Raw genomic sequence first — 22,844 nt, 5'->3', positions numbered from 1 at the left:
GAGTAATTAGAAAGGGTTAATGTCGTGTATCATAAAATGAGAATTAGTCATTCATCATTATTCATTACACATTAAAACTTGCGTCCACGTGCTGACGGATCTGCTCGCGGAGCTGTTCAGCATCCAGCCATTCGTCGTTGGTGCCGGAGTTATATTTAAAGCCCAACGGTACCATTTTACCATTAAAAGCTTTCAGGAATTCTTCGGTTGTCCAGGTTGGGGTAGATGGCAGGATCACATAATATTTATCCAGTTCTACCGTGTTCAGGGAGTCTGTCTCCGTAATCATTTCTTCGTGAAGCTTTTCGCCCGGACGAATACCCACTATTTCCTGTTTACAATCAGGGCCGATGGCTTTGGCCAGTTCAGTGATCACGTAAGATGGAATTTTTGGAACGAAGATCTCACCACCCCAATGCGTTTCCAGGGCATGAAATACCATTTCCACGCCCTCTTCCAACGAAATATTAAAGCGGGTCATTTCCTGGTGTGTAATCGGTAGCACGCCTTCCTCGCGCTTCTTCAAAAAGAACGGCACCACCGAGCCACGGGACCCGATTACGTTACCATAGCGCACCACTGAGAATTTAATGTCGCGTTTGCCTTTCATGTTATTGGCAGCAACAAAAAGTTTATCAGAGCATAGTTTTGTTGCGCCATACAGGTTGATTGGAGCAGCTGCTTTGTCTGTTGACAGGGCAACTACATCTTTCACGCCGCAATCAAGGGCTGCGTTTATGATGTTTTCAGCACCCAGTACGTTGGTTTTGATGCACTCCATCGGGTTGTATTCGGCGGCAGGCACCTGTTTCATGGCAGCAGCATGAATGATGATATCGATGCCTTCGCAGGCACGCTTAAAGCGTTCGCCATCCCGTACATCGCCAATAAAATAGCGGATAGATTTGTATTTGCTGTGCGGAAAGGTCTGCGACATCTCGAACTGCTTCAGCTCATCGCGCGAGTAGATCACCAGCCGTTTCACATCCGGAAAACGGGCGTAAACCATTTCCACGAATTTTTTTCCAAACGAGCCTGTGCCGCCCGTTATCAATATAGACTTATTATTGAGGTCTAATGCCATGCTTCATTTTTTGCTTAATACACCGGGCGCGTTTTGGTCACCCGACACAAGGTGCAAGTTAAATATTTAATCTTTGATTGGATTAATTGTTGGATGGTTTAATTACCAGTTGTTGGCAAATTAACCGCTAGAGCGGTTTCTTAACTATAAACTATAATTCGTACTTTCGGGGGATAGTTTTGCCCTCATGATAAAAAAGCTACTGTTTAAACTACTTCATTCGGCCGGTTATTATTTCCGTTATACTTCGGTACTGCATCATCCTTCTAAACAGGTGCTGGCACCAGCGCAGGTTTTGTCTTTTAACGAAGAGGAGAGGTGTTTCCTGGAGAAGTCGGCTGCCAGTTTTAACTATAGTCTGGATTATAGTTTAGGCTACAGGCAAAAGGAGCAATACCTTATAAAGCTGTACCACACCGTAATTTTAGGTAATTCGGGAGCTGTAGTGCAGCACGGTAAAGTAGTAGTGGAATCGGTTTTTGATGTGAGCCGACTGGCCAAATCACCTGCTTTTAAAACGCCTGCGCTTCTTATACCAACTTATAAAAAAGGGCTTTATACATCGGTTCTCCATTTACCCTGGGCCGGAAACAATAACTATCACTGGTTCTTCGATTGCCTGCCTCGCTTATACAATGTGCTACAAACTATAGCCGAGCCTATAAAGATCATCATGCGTCGTGATCTGCCTAAATACCAGCACGAAACATTGCAGTTCTTACTTCAGTTGCACCCAAACGTGCAGGTGGTATATATCGGCAAGCACGAGAAGTGGGAGACTGAGCAGTTTTTACTTCCATCTTTTGTCTCGAATGCGCAAAGCGGCTACCTGCCTCAGCCAGTGAGTAACTGGCTCCGAAGTAAGATATGGGAAGGTTATAAGGTGGAGAAGACCAGCCCCAAAAAGCGTATTTATATTAGCCGGGCCAAGGCTAAAACCCGCCGTGTGCTAAACGAAGAACAGCTGTTGCCTTGGCTTGCCAGCTATGGCTTTGAGAGTATCAGGGCCGAAGAACTGAGTTACCAGCAACAGGTGCAGCTCTTTTATAATACCGAAGCCGTAATTGCCCCGCACGGTGCCGGGTTAACAAACCTGTTGTTCGCTGAACATTGCAGGGTGTTGGAGTTTCATCCGGCCAATCTGGTAAAGACACATTATTTTCTATTAAGCAAGGGTTTAGGATTTAACTATAGTGCTATAGTTGGCTCGATGGGTGATGTATCTGAAAACTATAGTATAGATGTGCAGCTGGTAGAGGAGTGGTTGAGGAGGTTATAGAGTTGTTCCCTTTCTTGTTTTTAGGTGGATAAGTTGGGGCTATTGCTATAGTTTGAGGTGTAGTTTTATAGTTAGCGTAGTCCAACCACCCCTTTATCCCCTCCTTGTATAAGGCGGGGAGCTTTTACGGCTTTTACTATAGTTAGAGGTGTCGTTCTATAGTTCCGGTATTACACCCCCGTAGTCTCCTCAAAGGGACACTTCTGTCTTTCCCAATTCCCTAAACTATAGTTCTATAGTTACAGTCCATGATGAGGGCAGGTTCACCTGTCCCTACCGAATTACAACCACGATAAAACTCGGAGCTTATCGTTTCAAACTATAGATACTAGTAACTATGATAAGCTTCTCAGTCTTTGGGTTGAGCGCCTTGTAGATTTCTGGTACCGAAGGTATTGTGAGGAACGAACAAAAGAAATGTACACCGCGCGATACCCAAAGACGGGGCCTCCCGGTCGTGAGGGCACCAAGGCCAACTATAGAACTATAGGTAAGTAAAGCTCCCAGGATTAGAAGCAGCTATAGAAGAAAAGGCTTGGCTAAAGTTGCAACTATAACAAACTATAGAACCCAGATTTCTCCTGACATCGAAATGACAAAATACTAAACAAAAAGCGCAACGAGTATAAACTCGCTGCGCTTCTCAATTTCTAATTATAAACTATAGTTTACTTCTTCGCCTTCGGCTTAGCAGCAGCTTTTGGTTTAGCAGCAGTCTTTTTAGCCGGAGCCTTTTTAGCAGCTGGTTTCTTCTCAGCAGTTTCTGTCTTTTTCTTAAAACCGCCTTTACCTTTTTTCTCAGGTGTAGCTTCTGCCAGGTCTAAACATTCCTGTAAAGTTAATTCCAGAGGTTCTTTGCCTTTCGGGATCTTTACATTCTTCTTACCAACCACTATATAAGGACCATAGCGACCGTTTAATATTTGTACATCCGGGTTTTCGTCAAACGACTTGATCAGCTTTTCAGCTTCAGCTTTACGCTTTTGTTCAATCAGTTCAATAGCTTCCTCCGGCGTTACCAGCATCGGGTCGAGGTTTTTCGGCAGCGAGTAAAATTTGCTGTTGTGGCTGATATAGGGACCAAAACGGCCTATGGCAGCCTTCATTTCCTTGTCCTCATACATGCCAACTATACGCGGCAGTTTAAAGAGCTCTAACGCATCCTCTATCGTTATACTTTCCAGGAACTGACCTTTGCGCAGACTGGCGTATACCGGTTTTTTTCCTGTTTCAGTGTCCTCTTCGCCTAGCTGCACATACGGCCCGAAACGACCAAGCTTAGCAATTAATTTCTCACCCGATACAGGGTCAATACCAAGTTCCCGGGCACCCGACACGGCGGCACGGTCTATACTTTCACTGGACTCGATACGTGCATGGAATTTACCATAGAACTTATCAAGCATCGTTTTCCACTCTTCATTACCCTGCGCTATCTCATCAAATTCAGCTTCTACTTTGGCTGTAAACGAATAGTCGATAACAGTCGGGAAGTGCTCAACCAGGAAGTCATTCACTACCATCGCCATATCCGTCGGGAAAAGTTTGGCCTTCTCAGCACCGGTTATTTCGGTTTTGGTTTGAGCACTTAACTGGTCCTGCTTTAAGGTAAGTACGCGGTATGGCCTTTCTTTTCCTTCGCGGCTGTCTTTTTCTACATAACCACGCTTTTGTATAGTTGAGATGGTTGGAGCGTAAGTTGAAGGACGTCCGATGCCCATTTCTTCCAGTTTCTTAACCAGGCTGGCTTCCGTATAACGGGCGGCCGGACGGCTATAGCGTTGTGTAGCCAGCATCTGGCGCAGGCTTATAGTTTGTCCCACAGAAATAGGAGGGAGCATGCCTTTCACGTCATCATCCGTAGCCTCATCATCGTCCTTCGACTCGATGTAAACTTTCAGGAAACCTTCAAATTTAATAACCTCACCGGTAGCGATCAGTTTATCCGGCTGGGTCGAAATACCTATAGTTGCGGTTGTCTTTTCAATTTCAGCGTCGGCCATTTGCGAGGCGATGGCGCGTTTCCAGATAAGCTCGTACAAACGCTGCTCATTGCGGTCGCTGCTTGCCGTCATCTGCGAAAAATCAGTCGGACGAATAGCTTCGTGCGCTTCCTGTGCGGATGCTGATTTTGTTTTAAAGCGACGTGTCTTTACATAATTCTCCCCAAAAGAGTTCTGAATAGCATTAGAAGCACCAATTATGGCTTCTTCCGATAAATTAACGGAGTCTGTACGCATGTAAGAAATCTTACCGGCTTCGTACAGGCGCTGTGCTACCGTCATGGTTTGTGCTACCGAAAAATATAGCTTACGGCTGGCTTCCTGCTGTAAGGTAGATGTGGTAAACGGAGGAGCTGGGCTACGCTTCAGCGGCTTTTTCTCCAGGTTCTCAATGGTATAGTTAGCGCCAATGCACTTCTCTAAAAAGGCCTGCGCTTCTTCTTCGGTTTTGTATTTGGTAGGCAGTTCAGCTTCCAGTGTTTTGCCCTGCACATCAAACGAGGCTGAAATTCTGAAGGAGGCTTCTGATTTAAATTTCTCGATCTCACGCTCGCGCTCAACAACTAAACGCACAGCCACAGACTGCACACGTCCAGCAGATAAACCGGTCTTGATCTTTTTCCAGAGAACAGGAGAAAGCTCAAAACCAACCAGGCGGTCCAGGATACGGCGGGCCTGCTGTGCGTTTACCAGGTCCATGTCTATACTTCTTGGCGAATTGATCGCGTTCAGAATAGCGTTTTTGGTGATCTCCCGGAAAACGATGCGGCGTATTTTAGAATCGTTCAGGTTCAGGGCTTCGGTCAGGTGCCACGAAATGGCTTCTCCTTCGCGGTCATCATCCGATGCCAGCCATACGGTATCGGCTTCTTTCGCCAGTTTCCGGAGTTGAGCAACTACCTCTTTTTTGTCGCTACTGATAACATAAGTGGGCTTAAATCCATTTTCTATATCGATAGCGTTGTTGTCTTTAGGTAAATCGCGTACATGGCCGAAACTCGACTTTACCACGAAATCCTTCCCTAAATACCCTTCTATCGTTTTGGCCTTGGCAGGCGACTCTACTATGACTAAGTTTTTTATCATCCTTTATAGTTACAACCGGTCGGAGCTCAATTTTGCCCAAAGTTCATGTTTTTTTTCTGACTTTTACAACCTCTGGCATATAACATAGGTTTAATAGTGCTTAAATTACCTTTATAAAAACAAGCATTTATTTACTTTAAGCAGTTATACGCCCACATTTGCAAAATTTATGCAGCGATATGTACTTATCTGCCGACATGCAGAAACTTACGACCCTTACCCTTTACAACCCGATTTTGAGCGCGAGCTTACACCTGAGGGTATACGGAAGGCAAATGAAACCGGCAAATGGGTACGGGAAAAGTATCAGAAAGTAGATGCTATAGTCGCAAGCCCGGCCCGGCGTGCCAGCGCAACTGCCCAGATCATAGCTAACCGGCTGTACTTCGATCCTGATAAAATTACCTACGACCCGGAAATATATAATCCTAAAGAAGCACAATTGCTTAAAGCGATAAGCCAGCTCCCGGATTCTATAGCTAAAGTACTTATAGTTTCGCATAACCCGGCCCTTACACAGATGGCCAGAAACCTGGTAAACAAGAATATAGGGTATCTGGAGCCAGGCCAGGCTGTAACTATAACTATAGATCTGACGCATTGGCAGGATATCTTTATTACTTCCGGTTCTGTTGCTGCGGATAGTTTTTCAGAGATTATATAAAAAACGCTATTTGGACTTAAACTTATTTTATACTTAGATTAGTGCTGCAGTTAACTATAGCTGTGAGACTACAACAAAAAAACCAATGGCAACAACCACGGTAGCCGTCATAAACCAGAAGGGCGGCACAGGTAAAACCACAACAACTATAAATTTAGGAAGCGCTTTAAGTAAGCTGGGCAAACGTGTTTTACTACTCGACCTGGACCCGCAGGGCAATCTTTCTTACTCATTAGCGGTAACTGAGCCCAAAGCCACCCTGGCCGATGCTTTTTTAGGAAATGCTACTTTGCAGGATGTGCTGATTGAAAAGGATGGTTTATGGATTGCACCGGGATCTAACGAATTGGTTGATGTGGAAATTTCGCTGGTGTCGCAGCCTGAGCGTGAGAAGTTCCTCCAGACGATGCTCAAAGACCTGAAAGGCTTTGACTATATTCTTATAGATTGCCCGCCATCTTTGTCAGTTTTAACACTTAATGCACTAACAGCTTCAAGCGAGGTATTGATACCATTACAGATGGAAGTGCTGACCCTGCAGGGGCTTGATCAGATTTTAAATACGGTCGGGAAAATAAAAAAAGCGTTTAACCCGAAACTTAAAATAAAAGGGATCGTAGTTGTGATGTTTGATATGCGCAGAAAGCTGAGCCAGGAAGTACTGGATTACCTGCAGCAGAATATAAAAGAGTACATTTTTAAACAGAACATACGTCTGAATGTTAAACTTGCCGAAGCACCTTCGTTTGGTAGGAGCATCATAGACTACGACGCAACATCCAATGGTGCAAAAGATTACATGGCGCTTGCCGATGAATTTATATCCAGGTAAACAACTGTTACAACTGCATTTGAACGATCCGATTTATTTAAGTAAATTGCATGTCCTACATTTTTCTTCAGTAATGAGAACAGGATGTATTAAAGGTATTTACTGCCTTTTCAGTACTATACAAAAAGCAATTCAACAAAACATATATGGCCTTAGGTAAAAACTTGAAGTTGAGTAAAGACAAACTCATCAGTGACGTGGAAGGCAGCACAGCAACTACACCGGCACCAAAAGCCGAGCGTAGTAAAAAAGCTTCTTCGACGGCGGTTGCAGATACACCCGATGCAACAGCAACACTGAATGCTGCAAAGGCAGACAAACCTTCAGACCCTGATAGAATTTCCTTGCCTGGCAAACCAGCAAATGGCAAAGAATTCCTGATTACAGACGAAAGCCTGCTGCAGAACCCGGATTATATAAATGAACAATTAAATAAGGTACTATACGCACTCGATGCCTTTAAAAAGGGTGATATCTCGGTGCGACTTACCAAACAGAACAACGACATTTTTGCCGAGATAGCAGAAGCCTACAACTCGATGGTGGAGATGATCGGTGGTGTGGGTGGCGAGGTGTCACGTATCTCTAAAGTAGCGGGTGTGGAGGGTAACCTGAAAGCCCGTGCTTCTGCCGAAAACGCTTCCGGTTTCTGGAAAGATATGATCAACAACATCAACGGTCTTGTGGATTCAATTGCGGTACCGGTACTAGAGGTGGGTAAAGTACTAAAGAATATCTCGCGCGGTAACCTGGACGAAACATTCCAGATTCCGGTGTCAGGTGACTTTAAGGTGATGGCGGAAACGATTAACCGTACCATCGACAACCTGAACCTGTTTGCCGGTGAGGTAACCCGTGTGGCGCTTGAAGTGGGTACCGAAGGTAAACTTGGTGGCCAGGCATCGGTACCAAACGTAGCGGGTGTATGGAAAGACCTGACCGACAATGTAAATACCATGGCGGCCAACCTGACCCTTCAGGTACGAGATATTGCCAACGTATCTACAGCGGTTGCGAAAGGTGACCTTACCCAGAAAGTTTCCGTTGCCTCGCGGGGTGAAATTGCCCAGCTGAAAGACAACGTAAACCAGATGGTGGACTCCCTGAACATCTTTGCTGACGAGGTAACCCGTGTGGCACGTGAAGTGGGTACCGAGGGTAAACTGGGAGGCCAAGCGAAAGTGCCTAATGTTGGTGGTGTTTGGAAAGAACTAACAGACAACGTAAATACCATGGCCTCGAACCTGACTTCTCAGGTTCGTGACATTGCCAACGTTTCTACCGCTGTTGGTAGAGGTGATCTGAAGCAGAAGATCACAGTAAACGTTCGCGGTGAGATGGCCGATCTGAAAGAGAACATCAACCAGATGGTGGACTCCCTGAATATCTTTGCCGGTGAGGTAACCCGTGTTGCCCGCGAGGTAGGTACAGAAGGTAAACTGGGTGGCCAGGCGAATGTGCCAAAAGTAGAAGGAACCTGGAAGGAGCTTACTGAAAATGTAAACCTGATGGCTTCTAACTTAACACTGCAGGTACGCGATATCGCAAACGTAGCAACCGCGGTTGCGAAGGGCGACTTAACTCAGAAAGTATCTGTGGATGTGAAAGGTGAGCTGGGCGACCTGAAGGATATATTGAATGAAATGGTGGACCGACTGAATGTGTTTGGCGCGGAAGTATCGCGTGTGGCACGTGAGGTAGGTACTGAAGGTATACTGGGTGGCCAGGCAAATGTACCGAACGTTGGTGGTGTATGGAAAGACCTGACCGACAACGTAAACTACATGGCCAGCAACCTTACCAGCCAGGTACGTGACATTGCAAATGTGGCGACCGCGGTGGCGAAAGGTGACCTGAGCCAGAAAATCACGGTTAATGTTAAAGGCGAACTTGCTGACCTGAAAGGTAACATGAACCAGATGGTGGACTCGCTGAACATCTTTGCTGACGAGGTAACCCGTGTGGCACGTGAAGTGGGTACGGAAGGAAAACTGGGCGGACAAGCTATAGTGCCGAATGTGGCAGGTGTTTGGAAAGACCTTACAGACCATGTGAACTCGATGGCTGCCAACCTTACCCTGCAGGTACGAGACATTGCAAACGTTTCTACAGCAGTTGCGAAAGGTGACCTTACCCAGAAAATTACAGTGGATGTAAAAGGAGAGATGCTCTTGCTGAAAGAGAACATCAACCAGATGGTGGACTCCCTGAACATATTTGCCGGTGAGGTAACCCGTGTGGCCCTTGAAGTGGGTACAGAAGGTAAACTGGGCGGTCAGGCAGTAGTGCCGAACGTAGGTGGTACCTGGAAGGAGCTTACCGATAACGTAAACACGATGGCATCGAACCTTACAACACAGGTACGTGGCATTGTAAAAGTAGTAACAGCAGTATCGAAAGGTGACCTTACCCAGAAATTGAGCCTGGAAGCACGTGGTGAAGTAGCAGAACTTGCCGAAACGATCAACACTATGGTGATTGACCTTAACAGACTGGCTGGCGAGGTATCTCGTGTGGCAAGAGTTGCAGGTGTGGAAGGCAAGCTTACAGAACGCGCTACACTGAAGGGTGTGGGTGGCAGCTGGAAAGAACTGGTTGATACACTGAATGATCTGTTAGAATCTATAGTTACGCCGGTACTGGAAGTGTCCCGCGTAGTTCGTGCCATCTCTGAGGGTGATCTTACCCAGAAAGCTGAAATTCAGACTGCAGGTGATATCTTGGATATGGCAAATGCACTGAACCTTGCGGTAGATAACCTGAATGCGCTACTTGGAGAGATCAACGATTCTTCGCTTGTAGTAGGTACTTCTTCTGAAGAAATGGCTATCAAAGGGCTGGATATGAACAAGGTTACACTGGATGTGGCTCTGGCAATGCAGCAGATGGCGGAAGGTGCGCAGAACCAGGCGTTAAAAACTGACCAGGCCTTTAAACTGATCGAAGAGATCATGAAAGGTACCAAAGAGACTGCTAACCGTGCTGAAGTAGTGAACAAAACGGCATTACTTGGTGAGGAAAGCTCTCAGATCGGTCTGAAAACAGTGGCGGAAGTGGTAAAGAACATGGAAGAGATCTCCAGCTCTGCGGCACTAACAGCTAAAACAATTGAAGTATTGAGCACTCGCTCTCAGGAAATATCGAAGTCACTTGGTGTAATCACCGACATTGCCGCTCAGACTAACTTGCTTGCACTAAACGCTGCTATTGAGGCAGCCAGAGCAGGTGAAGCAGGACGAGGTTTTGCGGTGGTAGCTGAAGAGATCAGAAAACTGGCGGAAGGATCACGTAAGTCTGCAAGTGAGATCGCGACGCTTGTAGAAGACGTGAAGAAGGATACAGCCTCAGCAGCAACTGCGATCTCGACCATGGAAGGCCGTGTATTGAAAGGAAAGAATGCAACGTTCGAAGCATCCAGCGCCTTTAAGAACATTGCGGCATCGAGTGGTGAAACGCTTCGTACAGCGCAGGATATCCTAACAGCAACGGAAGTTCAGAAATCATCTATCGGAGACGTTGTGAAGTATGTGGAGGAAGTGGTTGCCATTGCGGAACAGACAGCATCTGGTACGCAGCAGGTAGCGAGCACAGCCAAGCAGCTTTCAACTTCGATGCAGGAACTGACTTCATCTTCTCAGAACCTGAACGACATTGCGGCTGACCTGCAGATCAGTATCTCTGCCTTCAAACTTATTGATGGTAACATCATCTTTAACCATAGCAAGCCATCTCGTTTAGCTTCTATACCTGTAGGGAATGGTTCTATGAAACGTACACCGGCCAGAACACAGGCAACCGGCAGAAGCAACAGAATGAGCAACAACTAATTGATTATGCCGACTAAGAAAGGTAAAACCACGGAAGCACCTGAAACGCCTGAAGAGGTATCAGCTGTTTCCGGAAACGGTAAAGAAGAGTCAGCAAAAGTTAAAACGAACGAGCCGCTGCTGCACCTGATTGTTTTTAAACTTGGAGCTGAGTTCTATGGAATAAAAATAGAGCAGGTAAAAGAGGTAACTGTAACGCCAACTATAACCCGCATGCCACGCACACCCGATTTTGTAAAAGGTGTTGCCAACATCCGTGGAGATATCATAGCTATTATGGACCTCGAGGAGCGCTTCGGTATTCGGCCGGATACAACAGCTCCTGCCAGCCATTCTTCTTATACACTAGTTATCGAAGCAAGAGAATATAGCATTGGTGTAGTGGTAAAAGAAGTGCCGCAATCGCTGAATCTTACTGTTTCCAAAATGGATAAGACACCGTCCTTTTTACAGGACATCGCTGTACAGGAAAACTATATTGAGGGTATAGCGAAAGTAGATAACCGGCTGATTATAGTGCTGGATATGTACAAGATACTATCCGGCGATGAAATAAAGCAGTTATCAAACTAAGAAATACTAAGAAGCAACTTCACAAATTATGAAAAGAATACTGATTGTAGATGATTCTTTCTACATGCGCACCATGTTAAAGAACATGCTGACCGACGCCGGCTACGAAATAGTAGGCGAAGCTCCTAACGGGCAAACTGCGCTGGAACTATCCAGGGAAACAAAGCCAGACCTTATAACCCTTGACGTGATCCTTCCGGATAATACCGGGCTGGACGTGCTGAAAGGAATTAAGGCAGAGCAGCCGGATATGAAAGTTATCATTGTAAGTGCTGTAGGTCAGGAAGTTATAGTAAATGAGGCGCTGGAGTATGGTGCATTATCATATATCGTGAAGCCATTCTCAGAAGAAAAGGTACTGGAAGTAGTAAGCCAGGCATTGAAGGAAGAATAAGTATAGTTTCTTTATTCTGATTTAGTACCAATTTTTATATGCTGAAGTCGGCAAAGGGGATCAAGGTTTTGATTGCAGACCAGTCAAGTCATACACGGCTGGTGTTGGAATCAATCCTGAGCGAAGAGGTGGAGATTTATGTGGCCGGGCTTGCTGCTGACGGGGATGAACTGTTGAAGTGTCTTAAAAAACAGGAACCACACGTGATTCTTGTTAATTATGATCTACCAAAGAACAACCGGCTTTTCACCTTTAAGCGCATTTTTAGTGAGGCGCCTACGCCCATCATTCTGATGGTGAAACGTGAACAGCTTACGCTTGAACTGATACAGGAAACTACTGCACTTGGCGTTTTTGCCATCGTTCTGAAACCTGAACATAAAAAGTATCCTGATTTCAGAACTATAGCACCGGAGCTGATACATAAGGTAAAAGCAGTAAAAGATACTATAAACTGGGATGTGCAGCAAATGCTGGAGCACCTGACACAACAGGTTGAAACTGAAAAGGCGAAACCACGTGTGGCAAAACCTTTAGTGGAGAAAGTTATAGTTATCGGGGCTTCTACGGGCGGTACGCAGGCTATAGAGCAAATTGTAAAAGAACTAGCAGATAATTTGCAGGCAACTATACTGGTAGCGGTGCATTTACCGGCAGGGTTTACAAAATCGCTTACGGAGCGGCTGCAGGGGCATACCAAACTTACGGTAACGGAAGGCAGGCAGGGACTGCTTTTAAAACCAAATAAACTTATAGTTGCGCCAGGCGGGCGCAATATGGTCATTCAGCCGATAATCGGGAATACGAAGAACTATAAAATAAGCTTTACAGATGAGCTTGCAAATTCGTACGACCGGCCTTCTGTAGACCTGCTGATGCAATCGGTAGCAAACAGTAATATAAAACAGGTGCTAGGTATCGTTTTAACCGGAATGGGAAAAGATGGAACTATAGGCGCGACAACTATACATAAAAGGGGCGGTACGGTAGTAGCCCAGGACGAAGCTTCTTCCGCTATTTTCGGGATGGCCAAGTCAGTAATTGACAGTGGTATTTCGCACCATGTGCTGCCATTGTCTGATATACCACATTTCATTAACAGTTATGTGGCAGGTATAAACACCGTTGGCGTAGCCGACGACACTTTATGAAATCGAGAGAACAGGAATATAAGGAAATATTTATTGCAGAAGCGCTGGAGTATTTTGATGCTCTGAACAGGCATATCAGCGATCTGGAAAAACGACCGCAGGACGATCAGATCCTGGCGGAGATATTCCGTTTTCTGCATAACCTGAAAGCGAATGCCAAGGCTATCGGGTACCTGAAGATCTCGGATGTATCGCATAAGCTTGAGACGGCGTTCAGTCTTATCCGCAACAAAGAGCTAAGTTTCAGCGATGAAGTTGTGACTGTTCTTTTTGAAGGGATAGACCTGCTGGGCGAGCTGATTCATAATATTGATAACGAAAGTTATGGAGAACCTGACCCTGTACTGCTGCGCAACCTTGATATTATAGTTGATAATTTATCAGATAGCACGATAGAGCTGGCAAAAGTACAACGCTATAATACCTCTAAAAACCTTTCGCTGTCTGAGCTGGTTTATATCCAGATAAAAAAGCTGGATCATTTACTAAACCTTGTTGGTGAGCTTGTTATAGACCGCGATCGTATCGTTTCTATTAGCCGTGAGCTTGGGAATGATGAGCTGAAGAGTGTAAGTTCGCATCTGAACCGTATAACCGAAGACCTGCAGTATAGTATTATGGATGCGCGCCTGGTAAGTATTGGTTCGCTCTTTAATAAATTTCCGCGTATAGTACGCGATATCGCCACTGCGGAAAAGAAGAGCGTGGATCTTACCATGTCAGGTCATGATATACAGATTGACAGGAACATTCTTCAGATCATTACAGACTCTTTGCTGCACCTGGTGCGAAATGCCATTACACATGGTATTGAAAAACCGGAAAACCGGCTTAAAAAGAATAAGCCTCGGAATGGCAACTTATCACTGGTTGCCCGTAACGACCGTGAAAACGTGCTGATACAGTTATCAGACGATGGGAAAGGCATTGATCTGAACCAGGTTCGTAAAGCTATAGTTGAGCGGCAGTTGCTGCCTGCCGGCGCAGTTGAGCATCTTTCTGATACCGAAGCACTGTCTTATCTTTTCGAGCCGGGCTTTTCGCTGGCAAAAGAGGTAACAGAGTTCTCGGGTCGTGGCGTTGGGCTGGATGTGGTTAAGAATGCTGTAGATTCTATCGGCGGCAGGATCAGGATAGAATCGGAGAGGGGGAAAGGTACTTCTTTCATTTTGCAGCTTCCAACATCTATTGCCGTAAAGGGCGCTTTGCTTTTTGAGGTAGACGAGATTTTTTATGCCATTCCGCTTATACATACCGAGCAGGTAGTGGCACTGGACACGGATGATTTGCATGAGGTAGGAGGCGTTATGGTTGCTGATATTTTTGGTGAGACCATAACAGTTGTTTACCTGCATGAACTCCTGAATGTAAAAGAACAGGAAATTAACCTTGGTGATAAGACCAGGCTGAAAGGCCTGGTACAGAATATTATAATCGTATCTTACAACAACAGAAAACTGGGATTAATTGTAGACAAACTATACAGGCAACAGGATATTGTGGTAAAGCCGCTGAGCAAACCACTGGATGCCGTTGATCTGTACGGTGGCGTAACATTACTCGGTTCTGGAAAAGTTTGCCTGGTGTTGGATGTACCGGCGGTAACGCGCTATTTCATCAGCAGAAGACAAGTAATGGCAGGCGAGCAAACCAATTAGTAGCATGACGAACATAACAGAACCTCACGTAACAGAACTGGAGCGAGATATAATTAAGGAAATCCTTAATATAGGCCTGGCGCGTGCAGCAGACTCTTTTGCTGCCATCGCTAAAGATAAGGTGCTGCTTAAAGTACCTGATATACAGCTGATAGAGGTGAAAGATCTTCTTAACCTGGTTTCCAGGTACGAGAGCACGCATTTTATCATTCAGTCTGATATAAAAGGCGATTTTAACGGCGCAACCCTGATGCTGTTCTCTGATGACCATATCAAGCGTTTATCGGAGGTTTGCCTGAGCATGGTGGAGATTCAGAAGAATGAAGTGAACGCCATGCAGGAGTCTCTGCTGCTGGAAATAAGCAATATTATTACCGGGGCGCTGGTAACGCAGCTGGCAAATATTCTGAAATCTAATATCTATGGATCTCCTCCCAAAGCACCAAAGAGCCATATTGCCGATTCGTTAAAAGATATACTGGTACAGCACCCTTTGTTTCAGCCATTGGTCTTCACAGTAATTACCAAGTTTACGCATAACTTTAAAAGCGTAGAGTTACCGCTGTTGTTGTTCTTCGATACAGGTACTTTCCTGAAAATACTTGAGATCATCCGTACATTTGATATGGACAGTAAAACACCACTATAACCTGAATTTATATACCCGATTACTACAGATCATTTTTCCCATAGTTACTGATAATAAGCTTAAAACAGCTATTGCTATAGTTGCACAAACTATAGGTGTGCTATAGTTTGGTTGCTCGCGGACTCCAAAATTTCATTGCTATAGTTTGGTAGTGGCCGGCAACTATAGTTTACCTTTTCTTCTTAAAAATATTGCTCTTGCTCAAACTATAAACTGGGCGGCTACCTCCATTAATTTTATTTGCTGCTATTCCTATCGTTAACTTATTGTATGCCAACTAAGTATACGATAAGCTGTTTGCTGTACATTTGATTATAGCCATAGTTTTCGTTTTTTTGCCGGTTCAATACTTTTTACAACTCTTACACGCAATTAATGAACGCATTAGGAAGACATATCCTGGTAGAATTTTACAACTGTTCTCCTGAACTGATGAACGACGTAGTTCATATCGAGAACAGCATGGTAGCTGCAGCCGAAACTGCCGGAGCAACCGTAATTAACAGTACATTTCACCACTTCTCGCCATACGGAGTTTCTGGTGTGGTCGTGATTCAGGAAAGTCACCTGGCAATTCATACATGGCCGGAATACGGTTATGCAGCTGTAGACCTTTTTACCTGTGGCGATTCGGTTGACCCTTGGGTATCTTATAACTACCTGAAAGATGCATTTAAGGCGAGCCATGGTTCTGCTATGGAGTGCCGTCGCGGCCAGCTGGACCTGCTGAAGCGCATGGATTTTAACCTGGAGTCGTTGCGGGATGTATCTGCAAAGCCCGAAGAAAAAATTGGTACTATAACCCGCGATGTTTGGTTTACGGAGCGCGATGAGAACATTGCCCTTTCGCTGAAGCACTCAGGAAACCAACTATACAAAAAAGATTCTCCGTACCAGCGTGTAGAAGTTTTCGAAACATTTGCTTACGGCAACCTGCTTACCCTGGATGGTATGGTGATGTGCACGCAGAAAGACGAATATGTGTATCACGAAATGATAACGCACGTTCCGATGTTCAGCCATCCGAAAGCAAAAAGAGCACTGGTTATTGGTGGCGGCGATGGCGGTACAGTTCGCGAACTGCTGCGCTACGGTCAGCTGGAAGAAGTTACCCTTGTAGAGATAGATGAGCTGGTAATTGAAGCCTGCAAACTACACTTACCTGAAACGGCGGTCGCTTTCGATAACCCAAGACTTAACCTGTTGGTTGAGGACGGCATCAAATACATTAAAGAGTGTGAAAACGAGCGCTACGACTTAATTATAGTTGACTCTGCAGACCCGGTTGGTCCAGGTGAAGGCTTGTTTACGGCTGAATTTTACCAGGAAGTGTACCGTTGCCTTACAAAAGATGGCATTATGATCACACAAAGCGAATCGCCGCGCTTTAACAGCGGTGTGTTTGTTGAGATCTACGATACGTACAAGCAGATATTCGGTAAGGAGAAAGTACATTGTTACCTGGCAGCTATCCCGACATATCCTACAGGTACCTGGAGCTTCTCTTATTGCTCTAAAGGCAATGCGCACCCGCTTCAGTTTGATGTAAATGCTGCTGCCGGTTTCTCTGTTGACCAAGGATTGAAATACTATAACGAAGATATTCATAAGGCTGCCTTTGCGCTTCCGAATTTTGTAAAAGAACTTTTAAACGCTAAACCAGGTCAGGTAACCAATGAGTACTCAGCCGAACCAACCGCTTAACAGCAAAGCAGATAAAATTGCCAGCTTCGACCCGAATGGAGTCGGCGATATAAATGCCGGTCTTTTTGGCCTGCCATTTACTGTAGATGAAGCCGAAGTTATTGTTATTCCAGTACCATGGGAGGTAACAGTATCGTACAGTGCCGGAACTGCCGATGGACCGCAGGCTATTCTGGATGCTTCGCCACAGATAGACCTTTTTGAACCAGCCATAAAAGATGCCTGGAAGGCCGGTATTGCCATGGAAGAGATATCGGAAGAGTGGCATAACGTGAGTAATGAACTGCGTGAGAAAGCGGAGAAATACATTACCTGGCTGGAAGAAGGCCAACCTGAAACTGATGCGGCTGAACTGGAAAATGTTCCGGCTGAGGTAACCGCAAAAGGAGAGGAGCTATTGCAATGGCTGAAGCAGAAAGCACTTGGTTACCTGGATCAGGGCAAAGCCGTTTGCGTACTTGGCGGCGACCATAGTACACCGCTCGGTATGATACATGCCCTGGCCGAAAGACATGAGGAGTTTGGAATACTGCAGCTGGATGCACACGCCGATCTGCGCGTAGCTTACGAAGGTTTTAAGTATTCGCATGCGTCTATTATGTACAATGCGCTGCAGGTGCCGCAGGTTAAAAAACTGGTGCAGGTGGGTATCCGCGATCTTTGCCAGGCCGAAGCAGAAATGGCAGAGCAATCGAATGGCCGTATTACCATTTTCTATGATGCTGTGCTGAAAGAAAATATGTACGCCGGCGACAGCTGGAAAAAAGAGTGTAAAAAGATCATCGCGCAGCTGCCTCAGAAAGTGTACCTGAGCTTTGATATTGATGCCCTTGATCCGAAGCTGTGCCCGGGTACGGGTACGCCTGTTCCGGGTGGTCTGGAGTTTGAGGAAGCAGTTTACCTGATCAAGCAACTGGTAAAATCCGGACGTGAAATAATAGCCTGCGACCTGAACGAAGTAGCTCCGGGAGATACAGAATGGAATGGTAACGTAGGTGCGCGCCTGCTTTACAAGATCTGTAACTGGATGGCGGCTTCGCAGGGAAAACTTAAAGCTGAGTTTTAATCTTTATAGTGCCGGCTGCGTAATACGTTTAATAATATACCTTTGCTATATATCTAAAGCTATAACTATGGGACTCATTATTAAACTATTAATTACTGGTGTAGCGGTAGTGCTCGCTTCGTATATTTTGCCAGGCGTTCACATCGATTCATTTCTGACGGCGCTCATACTGGCTGTTGTGCTGGCCCTGCTAAATGCTATAGTCAGACCGATACTTGTTATCTTAACTATACCGGTAACTATACTAACCTTAGGGCTTTTCCTGCTGGTAATTAATGCGCTTATCATTTTGCTCGCTGATTACCTGATAGCCGGTTTTACTGTCGATGGATTCCTGTGGGCATTGATATTCAGCCTTGTACTATCCGTAATTAACGCTATCCTGGATATGATATTCTAGTATAGTTTATAGTTCTTAAAAAAAGCGGGGCCGGTAATTAAACCGGCCCCGCTTTTTATTTATAGTTTAGCCATTCATCCACTGGGTGCAGGCATCCGCACATTCGCGGCAGGCCTCAGCGCATTTCTGGCAGTGTTCATGATCGTGTTTGCCGCATTCTTCCGCGCAGGCACGGCAAATTTCAATACATTCCTTCATCACATGCTTGGCATGGTCAGAGTTTCGGGCTACGAATCGGGCAGTCAGGGTACAGATGTCCGCACAGTCGCGGTCCAGCATAATACAGCGTACCATCATTTTTACATCATCTTCCTGCAGACACATAGTAGCACAGGTTTCGCAGGCAGTAATACACTTAATGAGCACATGCTCCAGGTTGTTTGTTCTCTCAGATTTCATAGTTTTATTTTTAGGTTTCTTTTACATAGCCTACGCTCTCAACTATAGTTAGTTATGAAACTTAGGAATGCTCCGCACTGTTCAGTTGCTTAAAATAGTCTTATCTTTGGGTAAGGAGTAAGAGGGCGGCAACTATAGTTTGTTGCTGAAAATAATATATGACGGAGATCAGGGAAGCGCGTGAGGCGTTAAAATTGTACTTTGGGTACGACAACTTCAGACCAATGCAGGAGCAGATAATTGCCCGCATTCTGAATAAAGAAGATGTTGTGGTACTGATGCCGACAGGCGGCGGTAAGTCTGTTTGTTACCAGGTGCCAGCTGTAGTTATGCCGGGCTTGTGTGTGGTCATTTCCCCGCTTATTGCCCTGATGAAAGACCAGGTAGAAGCCTTGCTGGAGAACGGGATAAAAGCTGCTTTTCTGAACAGTTCGCTTTCTGCAGACCAGCAATACCAGGTGGAAAATGCCTGCCTTTCCGGTGAACTGAAGTTACTTTATGTTTCTCCTGAGAAATTACTTTCTTCCGGTTTTACCTCTTTCCTGAGAAGGATTCAGATATCCCTTTTTGCTGTAGATGAAGCGCACTGTATCTCAGCGTGGGGACACGATTTCCGTCCGGAGTATACGCAGCTAAAAGTACTGAAGCAGCAATTCCCGCAGACCCCGATGGTGGCACTTACCGCCACGGCCGACAGGCTTACGCAAAAAGATATACAGGAACAGTTGTGCCTTCGCGATCCGCAGGTTTTTATAGCCTCTTTCGACAGGCCCAACATCAACCTGATGGTAAAGCCGGGCCGCGACCGTTTCAATAAGATCACAGAGTTCCTAGAAAGGCATCATGGGCAGCCCGGTATCATTTACTGCCTTAGCCGCAAAGGCACAGAAGCCATAGCTGACAAACTTAAAAAGAACGGTTTTAAGGCCACCTGTTACCATGCCGGCATGAATGCGCAGCTGCGTGCCAAAGCTCAGGAAAACTTTCTGAAAGACGACGTGCAGATCGTGTGCGCTACCGTGGCCTTCGGGATGGGGATTGATAAATCGAATGTGCGGTGGGTGATACACTATAATCTTCCTAAAAACATAGAAGGCTATTACCAGGAAATTGGCCGAGCCGGTCGTGACGGGGCAAAGTCTGATGCGTTGCTGTTTTATAGTTATGCCGATGTAATGAGTATGCGCAGCATGCTGATGGAAGGCAACGAGAAGCAAACCGAACTACAACTGGTAAAACTGGACCGGATGCAACAATATGCTGAAGCCACGATTTGTCGTCGCCGCATACTGCTGCAGTACTTTGGCGAAACAATGAAAAAGGACTGTGGTAACTGTGATATTTGCCGTAACCCGCCTGTTTCTTTTGATGGTACTTTACTTGTTCAGAAGGCGCTTTCGGCCATTGCCCGCACCCAGGAGCAGGTAAATATGGGCTTGCTGATTGATGTGCTGCGCGGTTCCCGGAATGCACAGGTAGTAGAAAGCGGCTACGATAAAATAAAGACCTACGGCGCCGGGCGCGAAGTAAATACGATGGACTGGCAGCGTTACCTCCACCAGATGCTGAATGCCGGATTAATTGAACTTGCCTACGACCAGAACTATAGCCTGAAGTTGACAGAGCAAAGCCGCCAGGTTTTATTTGAAGGCCGTAAAGTGCAGCTGGTTAAGTTTGATGAAGTAAAACAGCCGGTAGAGGAGACAAGAAAAGCCAGGCCAAAGAAAGAAGTTATACAGGATGCCTTGTTTGAGCGCCTAAGAGCGTTACGTAAGAAGATGGCCGATGAATTTGGCGTACCACCATACGTTATATTTACCGATGCTACCTTACAGGAAATGGCTGCCGAGAGGCCTACGAACCGTATTTCCATGTTGTCAATTTCTGGTGTGGGAGCTTTAAAGTACGAACGCTATGGGTACGACTTTGTAAACGAGATTATTAACTTTATGACCGATGAGCAGGAGAAAGGCAACAAAGTAAAAGGCGCTACTCATTTGGTTACTTACGAAGCTTATAAGCTTGGGAATAACCCGGAACAAATTGCCCGCCAGCGTAACCTGAACCCGGTCACAATTTATTCGCACCTGGCCACACTTTATGAACAAGGCTATGAAGTTGACCTGCATAAGTTTGTAAGCAAGAAAGAGTACCAGGAAATTAGTAAAGCAATTGCTAAACTCGGGCCGGAAGCTAAATTAAAAGACTTATACGAGGCACTGGGCGAGCAGTATGAGTACTATAAAATACGCTTGTCCATCGCCTTGTTTAAAGTAACTGTATAGTATAACAGCAACTATAAAAACAAGAAAGCCGGCTCAAACGAGCCGGCTTTCTTGTTTAACCTTATTTATACAGACTTATAAAACTGCAATTGCATCCGGAGTTGAATCTTTGTCTCCGGCTACAATACCGTTTGTGTTTACTTTGCCTTGCAGTAAGAGAATACCTGCTACGTGTGGCGCTGAGAACGAAGTACCTGAAGCCGTAAATGTCATTCCGCCATTGTTAGCAGTACTGGTAACACTCACACCTGGAGCTGTGAAATCTATTGGAGCACCATAGTTAGAGAACGAACCGAAGCGGTCGTAGCGGTCCATCGCTGAAACGGTGTACACGTTAACTGCATCTACCCGGGCTGGTGAGTTGCTGATGCAATCTACAGCGCTGTTACCGGCCGCGATAGCAAACATGATTCCTTTTGCAGCAGCAGTCTTAACTGCATTGTCAAGCGTTGAAGAAATTCCGCCGCCAAGGCTCATATTCACTACATCACCCGGAGAAGCAACATTTATCACATGGTTTACAGCAGAGATTGCGCGAGACATAGTTCCCTGACCGGCATCGTCGAATACGCGTAACGCAACTACAGTAGCGCCGGAAGCAACACCGATCATACCGGAACCATTGTTTTGTGCAGCAATAATGCCGGCAACTATAGTTCCGTGTCCATATCCGTCCTCAACTGAAGCATTACCATAAATAAATGATGCACTTCTGCTTAGGTCTATCTTAAGATCAGGGTGATCTGTATCAATACCAGAGTCAATAACCCAGGCAGTTTTGCCAGTGCCATCGCCATAACCTACACGCGCAATATTCCATGGAACAAGTTCGCCTGCAGCAGGAACTATAGTTTTGTAAGTGCCGGTGCTAGGAGCGGGTTCGGTAACTTCCGGAGTTGGCTCGGGAGCAGGAGTTGGGGCCGGCTCTGTTGGTGCCGGTTCAGTGGGAGCAGGCTCGGTAGGGGCAGGTTCAGTAGGTGCAGGCTCAGTAGGAGTAGGTTCGGGAGTAGTGATTTTCTTCTTTCCACCTTTATTACTACCTGTTATATCTGTTGGTTTCTTTGCTTTGGCAGCTGTTATCCAGGCTGGCTTACCAAGCGAAATAACTCTATCCTGTTCAACATATGCTACTTCAGGGTTGCTTTTAACCTGTGCTAACTGCTCATCCGTTAATTGAGCCGCAAACCCATTTACAGTACCATCAAACCTTTCTTTAACAGCTGAAGCCTCAATCCTAAGGTTGTCCAGTATGCGCTGACGTGTAGTTCTGAATGTCTGGCGTTCGCTTGTAGATAAATCATTTGAGCGTGTAGTACTTAGCCCGTTACCGGCAGTCTTCATAACCACAATATACTGGCCCTCAATTGGCTGGCCATGTACAGCGCTAAACGTTGAACTGTTTTGTACGAACTGTTCTTCCATCAGTTCGTCTTTCTGGCAGCTTGTTAGAGCAACAGCCGACATCAGAATCGCCATAGATAAGGCTTTCTTAAACGTTTGATTCATCTTGAAAATTTGGCTAAAAGTTGAAATCTATATTGTAACTTTTTTATGTTGGATACGTAACTGGCTTCTTCTTTTTATAGTTCAAAAACAGAAGAATTTTTATAGTTGTTATCTATCCGATGTTAGTACTTTATCGTCTTTTAAGTTTTAATGTGACACTTAATTAATATTCATTTATAGTGATAGTTTAATATTTATATATTGGTTAAATAAGTCAGTGTATAAAGTATTATAATTGTTATGATTTGATAAACAGAAGGTTGTGTTGTTGTCTATCAGTTTTT

General features: G+C 45.4%; 17 protein-coding genes. 13 read left to right on the top strand and 4 right to left on the bottom strand.

What is annotated here, in order from left to right; translation table 11 throughout:
• Positions 1–64 precede the first annotated feature (64 nt).
• The gene (gene pseB / locus GSQ66_RS05470) at positions 65–1,084 is read right to left on the bottom strand and encodes a UDP-N-acetylglucosamine 4,6-dehydratase (inverting) (protein ID WP_162426538.1); all 1,020 of its coding nucleotides are present in this window, start codon (positions 1,082–1,084) and stop codon (positions 65–67) included.
• Between the two features lie 187 nt (positions 1,085–1,271).
• On the opposite strand from pseB, the gene GSQ66_RS05465 reads away from it, so the two are divergent.
• Positions 1,272–2,363: a glycosyltransferase family 61 protein gene (locus GSQ66_RS05465; protein ID WP_162426537.1), complete on the top strand. Its 1,092-nt coding sequence runs from the start codon at positions 1,272–1,274 to the stop codon at positions 2,361–2,363.
• A gap of 668 nt (positions 2,364–3,031) precedes the next feature.
• Here the strand turns inward: GSQ66_RS05465 and topA are convergent.
• Positions 3,032–5,452, bottom strand: a complete 2,421-nt coding sequence (topA, locus tag GSQ66_RS05460) for a type I DNA topoisomerase (protein WP_162426536.1) — start codon at positions 5,450–5,452, stop codon at positions 3,032–3,034.
• A 169-nt stretch (positions 5,453–5,621) separates the two neighbouring features.
• Here topA and GSQ66_RS05455 point away from each other — a divergent pair, with 169 nt between their 5' ends.
• From GSQ66_RS05455 to GSQ66_RS05405, 11 genes are all read left to right on the top strand, one after another.
• Positions 5,622–6,116: a SixA phosphatase family protein gene (locus tag GSQ66_RS05455; protein WP_162426535.1), complete on the top strand. Its 495-nt coding sequence runs from the start codon at positions 5,622–5,624 to the stop codon at positions 6,114–6,116.
• Between the two features lie 85 nt (positions 6,117–6,201).
• Positions 6,202–6,948 (top strand): ParA family protein, encoded by a 747-nt coding sequence (locus tag GSQ66_RS05450; protein ID WP_162426534.1) that lies wholly within the window; start codon positions 6,202–6,204, stop codon positions 6,946–6,948.
• Positions 6,949–7,118: 170 nt separating this feature from the next.
• Entirely contained in the window at positions 7,119–10,775 is a 3,657-nt protein-coding gene (locus GSQ66_RS05445) for a HAMP domain-containing protein (protein WP_238395827.1), read from the top strand.
• A gap of 6 nt (positions 10,776–10,781) precedes the next feature.
• Positions 10,782–11,348 carry a chemotaxis protein CheW gene (locus GSQ66_RS05440; RefSeq protein WP_162426532.1) on the top strand — a complete coding sequence of 189 codons (567 nt, stop codon included), beginning with the start codon at positions 10,782–10,784 and terminating at the stop codon, positions 11,346–11,348.
• 28 nt (positions 11,349–11,376) lie between these two features.
• On the top strand, positions 11,377–11,742 hold the full coding sequence (locus GSQ66_RS05435) for a response regulator (RefSeq protein WP_162426531.1): 366 nt from the start codon (positions 11,377–11,379) through the stop codon (positions 11,740–11,742).
• Between the two features lie 38 nt (positions 11,743–11,780).
• Positions 11,781–12,893, top strand: coding sequence for a chemotaxis protein CheB (locus tag GSQ66_RS05430; protein ID WP_162426530.1), 1,113 nt, complete (start codon positions 11,781–11,783; stop codon positions 12,891–12,893).
• Positions 12,890–14,551, top strand: coding sequence for a chemotaxis protein CheA (locus GSQ66_RS05425; protein ID WP_162426529.1), 1,662 nt, complete (start codon positions 12,890–12,892; stop codon positions 14,549–14,551). Before GSQ66_RS05430 ends, GSQ66_RS05425 begins: the two co-directional genes overlap by 4 nt.
• Positions 14,552–14,555: 4 nt before the next feature.
• Complete coding sequence (locus tag GSQ66_RS05420) at positions 14,556–15,200, top strand: chemotaxis protein CheC (RefSeq protein WP_238395826.1); 645 nt, start codon at positions 14,556–14,558, stop codon at positions 15,198–15,200.
• A 375-nt stretch (positions 15,201–15,575) separates the two neighbouring features.
• Positions 15,576–16,904 carry a polyamine aminopropyltransferase gene (speE, locus tag GSQ66_RS05415; protein WP_162426528.1) on the top strand — a complete coding sequence of 443 codons (1,329 nt, stop codon included), beginning with the start codon at positions 15,576–15,578 and terminating at the stop codon, positions 16,902–16,904.
• A complete protein-coding gene (locus GSQ66_RS05410; RefSeq protein WP_162426527.1) occupies positions 16,876–17,970 on the top strand; it encodes an agmatinase family protein in 1,095 nt (364 codons plus the stop codon). The genes speE and GSQ66_RS05410 overlap by 29 nt, the downstream gene beginning before the upstream one ends.
• A gap of 67 nt (positions 17,971–18,037) precedes the next feature.
• A complete protein-coding gene (locus tag GSQ66_RS05405; RefSeq protein ID WP_162426526.1) occupies positions 18,038–18,370 on the top strand; it encodes a phage holin family protein in 333 nt (110 codons plus the stop codon).
• A gap of 66 nt (positions 18,371–18,436) precedes the next feature.
• Here GSQ66_RS05405 and GSQ66_RS05400 read toward each other — a convergent pair whose 3' ends face one another.
• Positions 18,437–18,769, bottom strand: a complete 333-nt coding sequence (locus tag GSQ66_RS05400) for a four-helix bundle copper-binding protein (protein ID WP_162426525.1) — start codon at positions 18,767–18,769, stop codon at positions 18,437–18,439.
• 158 nt (positions 18,770–18,927) lie between these two features.
• Here GSQ66_RS05400 and recQ point away from each other — a divergent pair, with 158 nt between their 5' ends.
• A complete protein-coding gene (gene recQ, locus GSQ66_RS05395) occupies positions 18,928–21,054 on the top strand; it encodes a DNA helicase RecQ (RefSeq protein ID WP_162426524.1) in 2,127 nt (708 codons plus the stop codon).
• Between the two features lie 75 nt (positions 21,055–21,129).
• On the opposite strand, the gene GSQ66_RS05390 is transcribed toward recQ, so the two are convergent.
• Entirely contained in the window at positions 21,130–22,560 is a 1,431-nt protein-coding gene (locus tag GSQ66_RS05390) for a S8 family serine peptidase (protein WP_238395825.1), read from the bottom strand.
• Positions 22,561–22,844: the final 284 nt, after the last annotated feature.

This window comes from Pontibacter pudoricolor (genome assembly GCF_010092985.1).
Lineage (GTDB): Bacteria > Bacteroidota > Bacteroidia > Cytophagales > Hymenobacteraceae > Pontibacter > Pontibacter pudoricolor.
Note: the sequence above shows the minus strand (reverse complement) of the source record. Positions and strands in the feature narration are given on the sequence as shown.